Consider the following 15,962-nt stretch of genomic DNA (forward strand, 5'->3'; position numbering starts at 1 on the left):
TGGTCAAAATCATGTTGTCAGCGCTTATGATCAATTTTTGAGAATAATCCGTCGTACGCGCACCAGACGGCAAACCAACTCTCCATCATGGCCATCATGACTACCAGCGAAAATATACTAATCAAGAATCACGGCAATGGACGCATCGATCTGACCATCAATCGCGCTGACAAGCACAACGCCTTATCCCGCTGCGTCCTGGCAGATCTGGCGCAGGCCGTCACCGCTCAGGCGCAATATCCCCAGACCCTGTTTGTAGTCATACAAGGTGCAGGCAATCGCTACTTTGCCGCGGGTGGCGATCTGGTTGACCTGTCATCGGTACGCAGCCCTGAAGCCACCAAACTAATGAGTGACGAAGCCAGGGCCGCCCTGGACACCATACGCAACTGTGAAGTGCCGGTCATTGCCTGCCTGAACGGCGACGCCATAGGCGGAGGCGCTGAATTGTCTCTGGCCTGCGATATGCGGGTCATGACATCCACCGCTCGCATAGGCTATATCCATGCCAGACTTGCGATTACACCCGCATGGGGCGGCGGCACCGACTTATGCAATCTGATCGGCTCCGCCCGCGCCTTGCGCATGATGACCCGCGGCGAAATGATTCCTGCAGATCTTGCCCTGCAGTGGGGGCTGGCGGATGCCGTTCTGAATGACGGTATTGACGGCCAGGACATGCAGGACTTCCTCGCACCACTGCAGCAACGCTCGGGCACAATCATGCGCTGCCTGAAGCGCCAGACGGTCGCGGCACGCCAGGGCTACAGCTACGCAGAACGACGCGAGGCGGAACAACAGCACCTGATCGAGACCTGGACGCATGAAGATCACTGGAACGTCGCTGACCATATTCTTTCCAAAAACAGATAGCCGGCACCGGCACCGGCAGCGCGCCACAGTACACTCATGCCCATTTGATCACTTACATTTCACAGGAGCATCACCATGGCAACCCGCCTTTCCGTCATTGCAACCCGTACCGGCGACGCGGGCACCACCGGGCTTGGCGATGGCAGCCGGGTCCCGAAAAACGCACCCCGTATAGAAGCCATGGGCAATGTCGACGAGCTGAACAGCGTCATCGGCCTGCTGCGCACTGAAGCCCTGCCGACCGGGATCGATAAGCTGCTTGCCCGGGTACAGAACGATCTGTTCGACCTGGGTGCCGAGCTTTGCATTCCGGGGCATGCAGCCATCACCGAGGCTCATGTCACTTTCCTGGACACCAGCCTGGATCACTACAATGCCGACCTTGGAAAGCTGCAGGAATTCATTCTTCCCGGGGGGAGCCGGTCTGCTGCACTGGCCCATCTTGCGCGTACCGTCTGCCGTCGCACGGAACGCTCTGTAGTTGCGCTGCATGCCGACGAAACCATTAATGCACCCGTCATGCAGTACCTGAACCGTCTGTCGGATCTGTGCTTCGTACTGTCCCGGGCACTGAATCGCGCAGCTGGCCAGAGCGACATATTGTGGAGCCGTGAACCTGTTGTCTAAGCAGCAGCGGGCTCTGAAGGCAATAACATAATGATGGCAGCCGTACAGACCGAGATTGCCGCCATGATCAGAAACAAGCTGGAAAAGCTCGAAGACTTCACAATAGGGCCGAGCAACCATACCGCCAGCGAGCTGACGCCAAAGGAAACTGCCAGGCGCATGCCCGCTACACGCGAACGCATGCTGTCATCAACGTACCGGACTATCATCGCATCGGTAAACGGGATGGCACCGAAAATGCACACCATAACACCGAGCAAGGCAACAAATACCCACCAGCCGCTGGCGGCTGCCGCCAATATCAGCCAGGGTATCTGTGCCAGCACCATGCACAAATACAGCCGCTTGAGCGACACCTTGTCAATAAGATGCCCGACAACTACCTGTGTTAATGAGGCCAGTGCATAGACCAGCGCAAGCAACAGGCCAATCAAGGCCGGATTATTGATCAGACCGTCGAACCGCTCAGTCAGAAACTGTGTATTGCCGTTGGTGGTGAAGTTAAAAAGCAGGCTGCCGGTAATCGCCGCAACCGTCATGACAACAAGTGCCCTGGCCAATTGCCGCGCAGGCAGGACCACGGTGGGAGGCTTGCGACTTCGTCCGGGAGCCGCACCCTGGGGTTCACACAAAAATAAAAATGCCAGCCCGCAGATGATCGAAACCAGACCAGGCACAAAAAAGGCTGCGCGCCAGCCCCAATACTGCACCAGAAACCCCGTGAGCAGTGCCGCTCCGGCCACGCCCAGGTTACCGGCCAAGCCGTTCACGCCTATGGCCGCTCCCGGGCGACTCGTGCGTTGAACCAGCATGGGGATGCCGACCGGATGGTATATGGATGCAAACACCCCTATCAGGGCCAGACCGGCAGCCAGTTGCCAGGGCCCCTGCGCCGCCGATGTCAGCAGCGCAGCAGCCCCCAACCCAAAGAAGAACACCAGCATCATCTGTCGACGCCCCCAAAAGTCTCCGAGGCGGCCGGCAGGAACCGAGCCGATTCCGAACAAAAAGAAAGCGCCCACGCTGTAAGGCATCAGGTCTTCCCAGCGTGCAAATCCAAATTCAGCCGAAATAGCGCCCACTGCCGTGGCAAAGATCAATAAAAACAGGTGATCAAGTGCATGGCCAATATTGAGCAGCAACAGCACAGGCCGGGGATGGTCTGAGGGTTGCACAGGTAATGACAATGTTTCAGCGTTCATAGGCATGGATCGGTCATGCAGTACATGGCCTTTCAGGCTCCCGTTGTCGCGCCGGCCTTGGCATCCGGCATCACTCCCTATATATTAGACAGCTTGACAGGCGATATCCAGTCCACCCCATAGGGCTTAAGCCAACAACACTCCGAGTCTTTGATCATCATGGCGGCACCAGGCTGGCTGATTCCCGTAACGGCAATTTTCGTTCTGCAAACCACCACTTCCTTTGTCGGACGGCTCATCCCTATTATTGCTCCTGCGGCCTCCAATGAATTCGGATGGAGCGGCAGCTCGATCGGCTACCTGACGGCCAGTTATTCCCTGGGCGGACTCGCAATACTGGCTGGTGGCGCGACCATGCTCAAACAAGTGGGCGGTGTACGCACCGTTCAGCTGACCCTGCTGCTGGGTGTTGCAAGTATGGCGCTGTTTTTGCAACCAAGCATCGGCCTCGCCCTTCTTGCCTGCTTCATCATGGGTTTAAGCAATGGCGCCGCGCATCCAGCCGGCAGCGAAGTGCTGCAACGATTCTCACCGCCCGAGAAACGCAATCTGATATTTTCCATCAAGCAAGCCGGCGTTCCGCTGGGTGGAGTCATTGCGGGACTGGCCATTCCGGCACTGGTTCTGCTGACAGGATGGCGTACCGCCCTTTTTGCCTGTGCCATCCTGATTGTGCTGCCCACGCTGCTGACCTGGCGCCTGAGTCTCAGGCTGGACGAGACACGCGGCGTCAAGCCCTGGCATTTCACCTTGCCCGGACTGCATTCGCTACGCGCCTTTCGCGCCCCTTTGCAATCGCTGGGACACAATCCAGGCCTGTTCAGAATGTCTATCGTTGGCAGCCTGTTTGCGATTACACAAAGCTGCTGGTTCACTTTTACCGTGATCTATCTGATCGATAAACTGGAGTTCTCGTTGGGATTGGCGGGAGCCGTATTTGCCGTAATGCAAGTCGGCGGCGTGATCGGCCGAGTTGCGCTGGGCTGGTTTTCTGACTACGTTCATTCAGCCACCTTGTCACTGTCTGTTGCGGCAATACTTTCTGCGGTCACCACGGTACTGCTGGGGCTCAGCACGCCTGCATGGCCATTATGGGCCATAGTCACGCTGGCATTTGTGGCGGGCAGTTCGGCAGCAAGCTGGAACGGCGTTCAAATAGCCGAAATCGCACGGCGGTCACCACCCGATCAAATCCCTGAAACAGCGGCCGGATCCAGCATTCTTATCAATCTGATCAACATGCTGGTGCCGGCTGCCTTCGCTGCCTTTGTGGCATTCAGTGGTCGCTATGATTATGCATTTGGCCTGGTGGGCCTTTGTACCTTGCTGGTGCTGGTCGCGCTGCCGCGCGACAGACAAGCGGCAAAATAGCTCTGGTACCGGTGCCTGGACCAGTCTGCCCGCCTGGTCACGATCGCGCCAGTAACTCTTCACGCAAGTCAGTCAGAACCCTGCAAAATACCGTTGCCGGCAAAGAGGTAATGGCCGGCTCAGGCTCGTGTCCGGTTTCATGGATCAGCGTCAACCCTGCTGTGCCCATCAGCACGTGACACAGGCCGACGGACTGCTCGATACGCGCCCGCACTGCGCGGGCGACAAGTCGATGATGTTCCGCTCCGCCAAATGCAAGCTGTTGGCCAGCCCACCAGGCCCCGCTTTTATCTGCCTGCGCACCAATTTTCTTGGCGTCCCAGGCATTTGATTGAAACGCCTGCATGCGGCGCGCATCATCTTCCGGAAACTTCAGGCCCTGGATGAAGCCTTCAACCGATGCCATCAACCGACCGTCCATCAGAAACGGAGACAAGGAGAAATTCGACAGCGCCACCCCGCGCCAATCGCTGGAGGTATAGGCGACGTTCAGGCTGGACCCGGCTGCATTCATGGCATTACCTTTGGTGGTTAACGTTAAAAGCAAAATTGTCGCTGACCAGACACCTATGCCTGCTGGCTTAACTTGCGCCCGCCATACTCCGCCAGGCCAATTCCGGCCAGGATCAGCACCAGTGCCACGCCATGATAACCATGGAACTCCTCACCGATAACGACCACCGCCAGCAATGCACCCCACACGGGCAGCAGATTGATGAACAGGCCGGCACGATTCGCCCCGATCAGTTCGACCGCACGAATGTAGAACACCTGGCCCAGAAGCGACGGAAAAATCACTATATAGAGAATGACCCACCACCCCTGCATGGCCGGGACTTGCGTTGCTCCTTGCATCATTTCAAAGGCCAGCATGGGCAAAGAAGCCAGGGTGGCGCCCAGACAGAGAACAAACATCGACGTTGTCCAGTGCACATGAGGTTTGCTGCGCAGCGCAGCTGTGTAGAAACCATAGGAAACGATGGCAACAACCATCAATGCATCGCCAAAATTGATGTTCAGGGCCAGCAGATTATCAAAGTTGCCCCGTATGGCTATGACTATCACCCCTATGAAAGAGATCAGGAATCCTATGGCCTGCTCTGGCACAATGCGGCTGGAAAACAAGATGAAGCTGGTGCAGAACACAAACAGCGGCATGCCTCCTTGCAAAATGCTGCTATTTATCGCGGTGGTGAAGACCAGCGCGTAATAAAGCGCAACACTGAAGCCGGTGAATCCCAGAGCACCCAGAAATAAAAGATAACCCAGTCGTGGTCGTATAGCTGGCCAGTCGTCCACGATCTGTTTTCGTTGGAAAACATACAGCGCAACCATCACGCTTGCCCAGCGTATGGTAACCAGAACCATAGGCGAAGCATGGCCGACCGCCAGTTTGCCTGCAACCACATTGCCTGCCCAGAAAAGTGTTGTCAGCGCCAGTAACGCGTATGCTTTGTAGTTGTTCACATTCGACATCGATACATCAGAGGGAGAGTGGATAGTTGGGTCTGGCGTCGGAGAACTCGTTGGGGAAAATCACCTTGATATCACCCCGCTGAACCTGAGTCAGCACCGGCACAGCACCCATGTTCTGGCCGTCAACAAACCTGGTCGGACCATATGGCATTATGTGCCCTTCAAAAGTCGAAGATGCCAGCGCGTTAATAATCGCATCGTGTTCAACCGAAGCAGCGCGCTCCAGCGCATCAGCAAGCAGCAGGACGTCCGAATAGTTGATGGCAATATTGAAGTTCCAGGGCTTGCCGGCCGCCTCGACCTGCCTGCGCAGCGCCTTCCCCTCGGGATTGTGCGGATCATGCCAATGATTGCAGTCCATGATGTTCTCGGCCGCCAGGGGAAATTCTTTCACGAAACGCAGGTTCGAGGCTGCGCCATTGAGTATCGAGAAAACCCCTTTTGAGCGAACCTGCTGCTGCAAAGTCCGCATCAGCAGTACGGTCTCGTCGTAATAGGAAGACGGGATGATCAGATCAGGTTTGAGCCATTTGATACGCTCCACCACATCGGACATACTGCGCGCCGGTGTCGGGTGCGCAATGAAGTCCAGGGTATCAAAACCATGCCTGGGCAGTTCCGCCTTTATGATCTCGGCCAGACCCGATCCAAACAAGCCGTCTTCATGCACAAACACGACTGTCCGGGAGGGTTGGCCTGCGGCATCATTGATGGTAAGCAGGCCTCTGATGGCTGCCTGGGTGCAAATCGAGAAGCCTGGACTGAACCGGAAGGTATTCTTCAGGCCACGCTGGACGACCAGGTCAACCACACCGACATCCACAATATACGGCAGGTTATAACGCGCAGCCTGCTCACTGGCCGCCATGCACAACGAGCTGGAAAATCCGCCAATAATCGCTATGACGCCTTGAGCATTCAGCCACTCGACTTGCTGAGCCGCTACCTGAGGGCTGGATCGAGCATCGGCGAAGACCATTTCGAGCCGGGCGCCGTCCAAAGCCTTGATGCCGCCCATCGCATTGATCCTGGCAATCCCCATCTCGGCGCCGGTTCGACCAAAGCCACCATCCATGGAGAAGGCGCCGGTAACCGGCTGCAATATGCCTACCTTGACGGGCGCCGGCTGAGCGCGCAGCAGCCCGGGGACAACCAGTGAGGCAGCTCCGGCGACGCCCGCCTTGATGAAGCTGCGTCTCTTGTCAGTGGTATGGGTCATTAACATGTTACTGATTGCGATAATGAAAGCCCGCGGGTGTCAGGGTTGAAGCTTCCATGACAATATCCGATCTGATCTGTGCCAAAAAACACAATGCTATCCCATTAAGCCAAGTAGCGTCATACCCGCACCTTCTGCCAGCCAATTCATTTCACCGGGTTACCATCCGGCCCGTTTTTCCGCCCATCTGTTTCGCACGGTTTCAACCGCACCAGTACACAAGCATTCGGTATTAGGATGGCTTTGACTAAACCGTCTGTGAAACAGAATGGGAAACGCATATGTCCTTTACATCAATCAACAAGCAGCCACCGGCTGCCCGCCACGCCAGGTCCCGATGGCTGCGCGGCGCCATCGTGTTGTGCCTGGCTTTTACTGTTTCAGCCTGCGCATACGATTCACCCTACTACCGGACCTCAGGCGGCCATAGCAGCCACTATTACGGCGGTCATGACCGCAATTACCATCGAGGCAGCTACTATCCCAAACGCCCTGACTGGCGCGCGCAGGCCAGACATCGCCAGATCCAGCGACGCCATCATGCCGAGCTGCGGCGTCACCGGGCACAGTCACGAGCTCATCAGGCAGAACGACGTCGCTTTCATGAAACACGCAAGCACCGCGCCGCACAGCGAGGGCATATTCGCGCACACGAGCAACGCCGTGGGTCCAGGGACGCCAGGTCACATCGGGAACATCGTCGGCACCAATAACCTGGACTCAGCAACGGCATCATAAGTTGGAACTTTAGCGGCGGGCGCAATTCCCCTGTTGCAGGGCGGTGCTATCATGGTTGGGCTGCTTACCAGAGAGCCCTCCGTTGATGAATATCACCTCCACAAGCAAGCATGCCGGATCAGGCCTGATCCTTCTGACACTGGCCTGCTTGCAGCCGGTTTCGGCGCAAACCCTCGCGCCGATAGTCGTCACCGGCACTGTCGAGCGTCCCGTTTTTGAGGTGCCGGCTTCGGTAAGCCTGATCGATGGCGAGCTCATGCGTGACCAGCAGATGCAGGTCAATCTTTCGGAAAGTCTGAGCGTTGTACCCGGGCTGGTGATTCAGAACCGGCAGAACTACGCGCAAGACCTGCAAGTTTCCATACGCGGCTTCGGCTCACGCTCAACATTCGGCATGCGTGGAATTCGGCTCTATGTAGACGGCATTCCGGCCACGATGCCGGACGGCCAGGGCCAAACCTCCAATATTGATATTGCATCCATCGATAGGGTCGAGGTGCTGCGTGGGCCGTTTTCGGCCTTGTACGGCAACTCCTCGGGTGGCGTGATTCAGGTCTTTACCCAGGATGGAAGCGGCCCTTTGCAGATCACTTCCAGCTTTACCGCTGGCAGTGACAACCAGCGTCGCTACGCACTGAAGGCAAGCGGCTCTGCACAGGAAGACAGGCTGGATTACCTGCTCAGCACCAGCCGATACACGACCGATGGCTACCGCGACCACAGCGCAGCGCGCAAGAATCTGGCCAACGCCAGGCTCGGCCTGCAACTTGACGACAACAGCCAACTGACGCTGGTTATGAACAGCGTGGATCTCAAGGCGGACGACCCGCAAGGCCTGACCTACGACGAGTTCAATAACGATCCCCGCAGCGCGGCACCCAACGCCTTGCGTTTCGATACGCGCAAGACAGTAAAACAAACCCAGGGCGGACTGACCTATCAGCGCCGCATCAATGCCGAAAACGAATTGCGGCTGATGGCCTACTACGGCCAGCGCAAGACCACCCAATATCTGGCGATTCCCGTCGCCACACAGATGAATCCCGGCCACGCCGGCGGCGTCATCGACCTTACACGAGACTATGCCGGCGCTGATCTGCGCTGGACTTCCCGGCTTACCGTGGCAGGCCGCCCCCTTACCCTGATTGGCGGCATCGCCTACGATACGCTGACCGAAGACAGGCTGGGCTATGAGAATTTTTCAGACGGCCGATTAGGTGTTCAGGGTGATCTGCGCCGCAAAGAAGTTAACGAGCTATGGAATATCGACCCCTACCTGCAGGCATCATGGCAATTCGCACCGCGCTGGACACTGGATGCAGGCTTGCGCTACAGCACCGTACACTTCAATTCCGATGACCGCTACATTACCCATGGCAACGGCGACGGCAGTGGCTCGGCGCGGTACGAGGAACTGCTTCCAATGGCGGCGCTGCGCTATCAGCCTGTCGAAACGTTCAGCGTTTATGCCACCGTGGGCCGTGGTTTTGAAACACCAACCTTCAATGAAATATCCTACCGGCCCAACGATCTTCCGGGCCTGAATTTCGGACTTCGGCCGTCCGTCAACACCAGCATCGAAGTAGGGGCCAAGGCGAAACTGGGTGGCGGCATGCTGACCGCCGCCCTGTTCCAGACACGCACCGAAGACGAAATCGTCTCTGCAGGTGGCGTAGGCGGGCGCACGACCTATCGCAATGCCGGCCGCACACGCCGCAATGGATTCGAATTGGGCTGGTCGTCCAATATCGCCCGCCACTGGCGCGCGGAGTTCGCCTACACCTGGCTGGATGCACGCTACCGGGACAGCTTTTATTCGGGGGAACCGAATCCCGCCAATCTGGTGCCCGCCGGTAACCGGATACCGGGCATTTCCGAACACTCGTTCTTTGCATCGCTGGCGTGGGCGCCGTCCACGGGCTGGCGCGCAGGCATAGAGGGCCGCTACCTAAGCAAGTTCTATGTGAACGACAGCAACGACGAAGCAGCGCCCGCCTACTTCACTGCCTCCCTGCATGCGGGGTATCTGTGGCAGTTCAGCGATTGGGATGTTAACGCCTTCGCCCGTGTCGATAACGTGCTGGACAAGCACTATGCCGGCTCCGTCATCGTCAATGCCGGCTTCGGCCGCTACTATGAGCCGGCACCGGGACGTAACTGGACGGCAGGCCTTGGTGCGACGTACAGATTCTGAGCGGTATGTGCGCTTTGTTGTGAACTTTTGCTAAGCTAATAACGTACGCCGGGATCATTCTGGCAATCCGGAGCACGAAGCATGACCCTGGAAATCGTCGTAGTTCTCGTTATTGCCCTCGTGGCAATCGTATTGTTTGCAACCGAGAAGCTGCGCATTGATGCCGTGGCCTTGCTGGTACTGACGAGTCTGGCACTCACGGGGCTGGTAGACACCGGAGCAGCCCTGAGCGGCTTCAGCAATCCGGCCACCATCACCGTTGCGGCCATGTTCGTGCTGGCAGCCGGTCTGCAAAACAGCGGTGCGCTGTCCGGAATCGGCAACCTGTTAAGCAGCGCGAAGTCTCCCGTGCAGTTTCTTCTGATGCTGTTTGCCGTGCTGGCCGCCATCGCGCCTTTTGTGAACAACACCGCTGTCGTCGCCGTCTTCCTGCCCATCGTCATGGCCGCCACGGCCAGCATAGGCATGTCGGCCTCCAAGGCGCTCATTCCCTTGTCCTATGTATCGCAGATGGCAGGTGTGTGTACCCTGGTTGGTACTTCGACCAACTTGCTGGTCAATGCCATGGCGCGCGATCTGGGCCATCCCGGCTTCACCATGTTTGAATTCACGTCCCTGGGTGTGATCTGCCTGGTGGCCGGCTGCCTGTATTTACTCACGCTCGGACGCTGGCTGCTACCCTCCGCACGCAACCCCGAACTGGTCGAACACTACGAGCTGGGCAAATACATCACCGAACTGCGGGTCATGCCTGAATCTTCCCTGATCGGCACCTCGGTCGGCGAAGCCAAGCTGGGAGAAGAGTTCGGGGTGTATGTCCTGGAACTGCTGCGCGGCGATCAAAAAGTGTGGTCACCCCGCTCTCAAACACTGGAAGAAGGCGATATTTTGCTCGCCCGTGGCGACTGGTCACAGCTGGATGAACTGCGCAAAAATGCCGGCCTGGAAATGAACGCCGAGTTCAAACTCAAGCAGCGCTCTTTTGAGGATGTTGACCAGGTGCTGGCCGAGGTCATGATCGCCCCGCGTTCGCGTCTTATCGGCAGTTCCCTGGGCATGCTGGATCCGGGCTGGCACCACGACACCACCTCCCTGGGCATACACCGCCGCGGCCAGGTACTGCGGGACGAACTGCGCAACGTACGCCTGCAGGTCGGTGATATCTTGCTGATGCTGCTGCCCGAGTCCGGTATGGCCGGCCTGCGCAAAGACACCAACGTGATTGTGATCTCCGAGAGGCAACCGGATAAAGCCGGTGGCTGGCGTGCGCCGTTTGCCTTGATCACCATGGCATTGGTGATAGGCGTGTCCGCCGTGGGTTGGGCGCCTATTGCGGTAACTTCGCTGGCAGGAGCCGTTGCCATGACGCTGGCCGGCTGCCTCGATGCCGAAGATGTCTACGATGCCATAGACTGGCGCATCATCATCCTGATGGGTGGCCTGCTGCCGCTGGGGATTGCCATGAGCCAGAGCGGGGCGGCCCAGTTTCTTGTCGAGAACACCATCGGCCTGGTGAGCGCCTTCGGGCCCGGCGTCGTGCTGGCCGTGCTGTACCTCATGGCCTTGCTGCTGACGGAGTTCATGAGCAATGCAGCCGCCGCAGTGCTGCTCACGCCTATCGGCATGTCTACGGCCAGAATGCTGGATGTAGACGCCACGCCTTTTTTGATAGCGGTAACCTTTGCCGCCTCGACCAGTTTCACCACCCCCGTGGGTTATCAGACCAACACCATGGTATATGGCGCCGGCGGCTATCGATTCAGTGACTTCGTAAAGGTGGGCCTGCCGCTTAACCTGATCTTCTGGGTGCTGGGCGTGATCTTCATTCCGGTTTTCTGGCCTTTTTAGCGACCTGCGCCACCCGGTAAGCGTTGCCGGCAAGACCCCGTCGCTTAATAAGGCACCTTCGTGTTGAACTGGACGTTCAGGCGTACGGTGGCTTCTGGCAGGGCCTTTTTCAATGCGCGTAATCCATCAACCGCCTGCGCGAAGTCAGCATAGCGCACAACCGTAATGCCTGTGGATTCAAAATGCTGTACAGCGCTTGGTTGCGGGAACACCTGCGCAATACGCGCCTGCAGGTCCGACTCCGTGACGCCGGCAACAGTTAGTTCATTCCTGCTCAGGCCGACGCCACCTTGCCGATCAAGCAACAGCGTAACGCCATCATCGGCACCCTGTGACGGAATACGCCTTAGCTCGATCCGCCCGATCTTGTAGACCGGCATTTCGCCAAGCTGTGCGATTTGAGCATCGGATAGTTTCTGCCCTGGACTCAGTGCAAACACCGGCTGGGCGGCCAACGCCATCGACACACCAAGCAGCCCGAGAAAACCGCGAAAACTTTTATTCATGACAAGACCTTTTAGTGTAACGAGAGCGCTATTGCGCGATGACCCGCGCCTCAACATATAGACCAAACTCAACGGGATCCCCGTCTTCGTCTGTGATCTCGCAGGGCTCTGACTCACGAAGGATCCGCTGGCCGTCTACAACCTCGATAACCTTGCCTGGCACGGACGGGTTCGAGGCGATACTGAAAATCTCCCACTCACCCAGAGCCGGTTCGCCATAAAAGCTATAGCTGCCGAGCGCATAATCCTCGAACTCATCCTGCCCGTCGGCTTTGAAATGATCGTTCGGGTGCTTAAGGACCGATACGGTGCCGGTCGGTGATTTGACTGCTATACCAACTGAGCCCAGACACACATTATCGCCCGACAGGCGTACCTGAAACTGATCCACGACCAGTGCATCGGCCTTAAGCGTACCCAGCGTTGTAACCCTTTGGTATGAAAACGAACCCAGGCGAGTGGGCGCATTTTCCAAATCCGGATCGGGCTCGCTCTGGTACCAATACAACACTGGCGTGAAGTCCGGGATCTGCACATCGTCTGCGCGGCTCATACCCGGATTTCTGGCATATTCCTGTGCCAGCTCTACGGCCCGCACGGCATCGGGCACACCAAAACCATACCAGTCGGAGTGTTCGTATCCCGCCGCATTGGTTTGCCATCCCAGATTCACGGGAAAAGACGTCGCACCATCATAGATATCGGCTGCGCTTCCCATCTGGTCCATGAGCTGATTGGTGGCAAGGTTCATCAGTGAGCCAAAGCGCTTATCGCCGCCCCGCGGTATGTTATGAATGTAATCAGCATCCACTTTGCGTGCCGAGAGTCGCAGAATATCGCGTACGTCACGCCAGGTAAGGTCAGGATTAGCGCTAAGTATCAAAGCGGCGACGCCCGAAATGGTGGGCGTCGCCGCCGATGTGCCATTCATATAGGTATAGTCGCATTCGGGGTTATCCGGCACACCTTCGCGAACGGTTTGTCCTCGCAGGAAGGGTGTTCTTGCATTAGTGCGGCTATAACCTTCTATGCATCCGCGTATGTCGGTACTGAATATGGTGGGTCCGTCAACATCGCTGCCGACACTTTCACCGTAATTCCCTGAACTACCGTATTCACCGCCTAGTCCGGTAACCCAGACAACCGGTCCCGCGCTGCTGTAGCTGCTGGCGCTGCCTTTGGCGTTCAAGGCCGCAACCACGACGATATTGGGCTCCAAAGCTTCCGGGTCATTGGCCGGATTGGTGCAATCAAAATAATACGGCAACCCGCCGCAGCTGTTGGAATCAAAGGAATTACCTGCGGCCTTCAGGAAGACGGCTCCCTTGCCATCGCGCAGATTCTTGAGTCCCCTGATGGCGATCTGCTCACCGCCGCCCACATCAGATTCATAGGGCAGGGTTTCGTCATCGCCGCCGTACGACGCATTGAATACGTGGGCCTTGCTTGACCATGAGGCGCCACCATAAGCTTGCGTATAGACGTTTTCTTCTTGCTGTCCTTCCAGAAGGTTTGCCGCCCCCAGGTTGACCAGCGGCGCAATTCCCATGACACCTTTACCGTTCTGGGCGGCACCGATGATGCCGGCCACAACGGTGCCATGAGGTGCATTGCTGGGGTCAAGATGTACAGGGAAAGGGTTGCTGGTTTGGGTCAGGTAATTCCAGGACATGGACGGATCGGCATTGGGAGCCAGATCTTCATTAGCCAGGTCTGTGCCCGAATCAAGTACCAGCACATTAACTCCCTGGCCTTTGATACCTTGACGATGCAGCGGCTCGATATTCAGATCAAGCCCGCCACTCGCTGTCTCGGGAAAATCCGTAAAGTAGCTGGAGGCGTAATTCAAGGCCCACTGAAACGTATACAAAGGCTCGGTTTCGCCCGTTCGGCAGGCGTATTCGCCAACTTCAGTACAAGTGGCGATGTCATCAGAACCCGAACCACCACATGCAGCCAATGTCGATACGACCAAAGGCAGCAGACAAATCCGCAACTTGCTTCTCATGAGTCACCCCGAATCCAGTTCATTGCGCTACTGCGCGTTCAGTTGCACGAGATTTTGGCTTTGCCTGCCTCGCCTGCGCGAACTTTATAAGAACCCGGAGATAATTACAAGATACTTCTTATGGTGCTGTTATGTTACCAAAAGGCACGCGGAGCCCGGCGGCCACAGCCGGCACAAATTCGGCTTGACCTACCTGATAACCACGATAGTCAAGCGGCCAGTCCGAGTAGTGGAGTCCGGATTTCGTCCGAAAGCTCTGCAGGTATTTCAGTCGCCGTCAATTGCTGAGCCCCCGTTGATGCCATGTCTGCAGAAGAATTTTTATCGCCAATCGTGAATCCCCCCACCAGCTCCACCAGATGATCGGCCTGCCTGTTTAACTGTGCCGCCGCTTTCGCCGCGCTATCAACTGAGGCGGCGTTCTCACCGGTAACCATACTCAAGGACATAACCGCTGTGTTGACTTGCTCGATGCCAGTCCGCTGCTCCAATGTTGCCACACTGATTGCATTGATCAGCGCGGTAACGCCCTTGATCTGAGCGACGATATCGCTCATGGCGCTGCCAGTATCCTGGGCGAGCTTGGTTCCGAGCTTCACGGTCTCGTCACTGTCCTCTATAAGCGCCTTGATATCCTTGGCCGCCTGGGCACTCTTTTGGGCAAGACTGCGGACCTCGCTGGCAACCACAGCGAAACCCCGGCCATGCGTCCCGGCGCAGGCAGCTTCAACTGCGGCATTGAGCGCGAGTATATTGGTCTGAAATGAGATACCGTCGATGATGGACGTAATGTCGTTAATCCGCGCTGACGAGGCATTGATGGCGTTCATCGTGGCAACAACCTGCTGCACGGCCTCGCCACCGCGCGTGGTCGCATCACTGGCAGCCAGAGCCAGATTTGATGCACGGACGGCATCATCCGCATTATTTTTGACCGTTACAGCCAATTGCTCCATGGCAGCTGCAGTTTCGGTCAACTGAGCGGCCTGCTCGTCCGTACGAACAGACAGGTCTGCATTAGCCGCCACAATATTGTGGGAACCCGCCGCGACATGCTCGCTGTTTTCACGAACTGCCTGCACTATGTTTCGGAGGGAGTCCTGCATATGACTCATTGCCCGGATAACGCTCTGCTGATGGGCTCGATCAACATTGATATCGGCCGTCAGGTCGCCGCCCGCGATCGTATTGGCCACGCGTGCCACCTCTCGCGGCTCGCCGCCCAACTGCCGCCTCAGATCGCTGGTAAGCATTATTCCCAAAGCAATGGCAAGCAAGGCACCACTCAAGGTCAGCACCAGCATGAGCCGCAATGTATCGGTGTAGATATGGTCAGTGCGGGCAGCCAGCTCCCCCGAACTGTTCTGCTTTTCCAGCATAAGTGAGCTGAGCATCATTTCGGCTGTGTCCCCCAGAGGCTTGGCTTCTGCCTGCAATCGCACAAGAACGGCCGGGGAAACCGTCTCCATTGCAGCCTGTTCCAACTCTTGAGCCAGCCCCTCGATCGCTTGCCCGTATGCATCAACTGCCGAGGCTGCCGCCTCGGCAGAGGCCTTACCCTGCTCGGTTGTCACGAGCACACGGAATTTTTCTATTTCAGCAGACGCTGCCTGTATAAAGTCACGCATGAAATAGACATCGCCAATGCGTTGACCCTTATCCGTCGCGAGCAACGCACTGCGTAACGCACGCCCTGCCGCCACTACATTATTCTGCGCCTGTGCAGCGTGGCGCAATCCTGCCACCTCCTGGTGATACATGAGCAAAGCCATTTGCCGAACCTGCTGGGTGGACCAGATACTCACCGCGCCGATAATAGCGGCTATCGTCGCAACGATAAGAAATCCAAGCGTAATTTTTGTTCGTACTGTGAGATTTGAAAGCCCGTGCACATGCGACT

The 15,962-nt window shown here is 57.1% G+C and carries 13 protein-coding genes; 6 read left to right on the forward strand and 7 right to left on the reverse strand.

The window, feature by feature from the left end:
• Positions 1-96: 96 nt before the first annotated feature.
• On the forward strand, positions 97-873 hold the full coding sequence (locus LKR43_RS05630) for an enoyl-CoA hydratase/isomerase family protein (RefSeq protein WP_227682981.1): 777 nt from the start codon (positions 97-99) through the stop codon (positions 871-873).
• Between the two features lie 75 nt (positions 874-948).
• The gene (locus LKR43_RS05635; RefSeq protein WP_227682982.1) at positions 949-1,500 is read left to right on the forward strand and encodes a cob(I)yrinic acid a,c-diamide adenosyltransferase; all 552 of its coding nucleotides are present in this window, start codon (positions 949-951) and stop codon (positions 1,498-1,500) included.
• On the opposite strand, the gene LKR43_RS05640 is transcribed toward LKR43_RS05635, so the two are convergent.
• Positions 1,497-2,708, reverse strand: a complete 1,212-nt coding sequence (locus LKR43_RS05640) for an MFS transporter (protein WP_227682983.1) — start codon at positions 2,706-2,708, stop codon at positions 1,497-1,499. The two genes, LKR43_RS05635 and LKR43_RS05640, sit on opposite strands and share 4 nt — an antisense overlap.
• A gap of 153 nt (positions 2,709-2,861) precedes the next feature.
• Between LKR43_RS05640 and LKR43_RS05645 the strand changes: the two genes are divergently transcribed.
• Entirely contained in the window at positions 2,862-4,073 is a 1,212-nt protein-coding gene (locus tag LKR43_RS05645; protein WP_227682985.1) for an MFS transporter, read from the forward strand.
• 37 nt (positions 4,074-4,110) lie between these two features.
• Here the strand turns inward: LKR43_RS05645 and LKR43_RS05650 are convergent, their stop codons facing one another.
• The 3 genes from LKR43_RS05650 to LKR43_RS05660 are packed head-to-tail and all read right to left on the reverse strand — an operon-like array spanning position 4,111 to position 6,768.
• Positions 4,111-4,587 (reverse strand): hypothetical protein, encoded by a 477-nt coding sequence (locus tag LKR43_RS05650; RefSeq protein WP_227682986.1) that lies wholly within the window; start codon positions 4,585-4,587, stop codon positions 4,111-4,113.
• A gap of 53 nt (positions 4,588-4,640) precedes the next feature.
• Positions 4,641-5,549 (reverse strand): DMT family transporter, encoded by a 909-nt coding sequence (locus tag LKR43_RS05655; protein ID WP_227682987.1) that lies wholly within the window; start codon positions 5,547-5,549, stop codon positions 4,641-4,643.
• A 7-nt stretch (positions 5,550-5,556) separates the two neighbouring features.
• Positions 5,557-6,768 (reverse strand): ABC transporter substrate-binding protein, encoded by a 1,212-nt coding sequence (locus tag LKR43_RS05660; RefSeq protein WP_227682988.1) that lies wholly within the window; start codon positions 6,766-6,768, stop codon positions 5,557-5,559.
• Between the two features lie 281 nt (positions 6,769-7,049).
• Between LKR43_RS05660 and LKR43_RS05665 the strand changes: the two genes are divergently transcribed.
• The 3 genes from LKR43_RS05665 (at position 7,050) to LKR43_RS05675 (ending at position 11,548) form a co-directional block, all read left to right on the forward strand.
• Positions 7,050-7,481: a hypothetical protein gene (locus LKR43_RS05665; protein WP_227682989.1), complete on the forward strand. Its 432-nt coding sequence runs from the start codon at positions 7,050-7,052 to the stop codon at positions 7,479-7,481.
• A gap of 110 nt (positions 7,482-7,591) precedes the next feature.
• Complete coding sequence (locus LKR43_RS05670) at positions 7,592-9,700, forward strand: TonB-dependent receptor (RefSeq protein WP_227682990.1); 2,109 nt, start codon at positions 7,592-7,594, stop codon at positions 9,698-9,700.
• A gap of 81 nt (positions 9,701-9,781) precedes the next feature.
• Positions 9,782-11,548: an SLC13 family permease gene (locus tag LKR43_RS05675; protein ID WP_227682991.1), complete on the forward strand. Its 1,767-nt coding sequence runs from the start codon at positions 9,782-9,784 to the stop codon at positions 11,546-11,548.
• Positions 11,549-11,592: 44 nt separating this feature from the next.
• Here LKR43_RS05675 and LKR43_RS05680 read toward each other — a convergent pair whose 3' ends face one another.
• From LKR43_RS05680 to LKR43_RS05690, 3 genes are all read right to left on the reverse strand, one after another.
• Positions 11,593-12,054 (reverse strand): hypothetical protein, encoded by a 462-nt coding sequence (locus LKR43_RS05680; protein ID WP_227682993.1) that lies wholly within the window; start codon positions 12,052-12,054, stop codon positions 11,593-11,595.
• A gap of 28 nt (positions 12,055-12,082) precedes the next feature.
• The gene (locus LKR43_RS05685; protein WP_227682994.1) at positions 12,083-14,062 is read right to left on the reverse strand and encodes a S8 family serine peptidase; all 1,980 of its coding nucleotides are present in this window, start codon (positions 14,060-14,062) and stop codon (positions 12,083-12,085) included.
• 209 nt (positions 14,063-14,271) lie between these two features.
• A complete protein-coding gene (locus LKR43_RS05690) occupies positions 14,272-15,954 on the reverse strand; it encodes a methyl-accepting chemotaxis protein (protein WP_227682995.1) in 1,683 nt (560 codons plus the stop codon).
• Between the last annotated feature and the right edge of the window lie 8 nt (positions 15,955-15,962).

Origin of the sequence: Pusillimonas sp. MFBS29 (genome assembly GCF_020687695.1) — a bacterium.
GTDB lineage: Bacteria > Pseudomonadota > Gammaproteobacteria > Burkholderiales > Burkholderiaceae_B > Pusillimonas_C.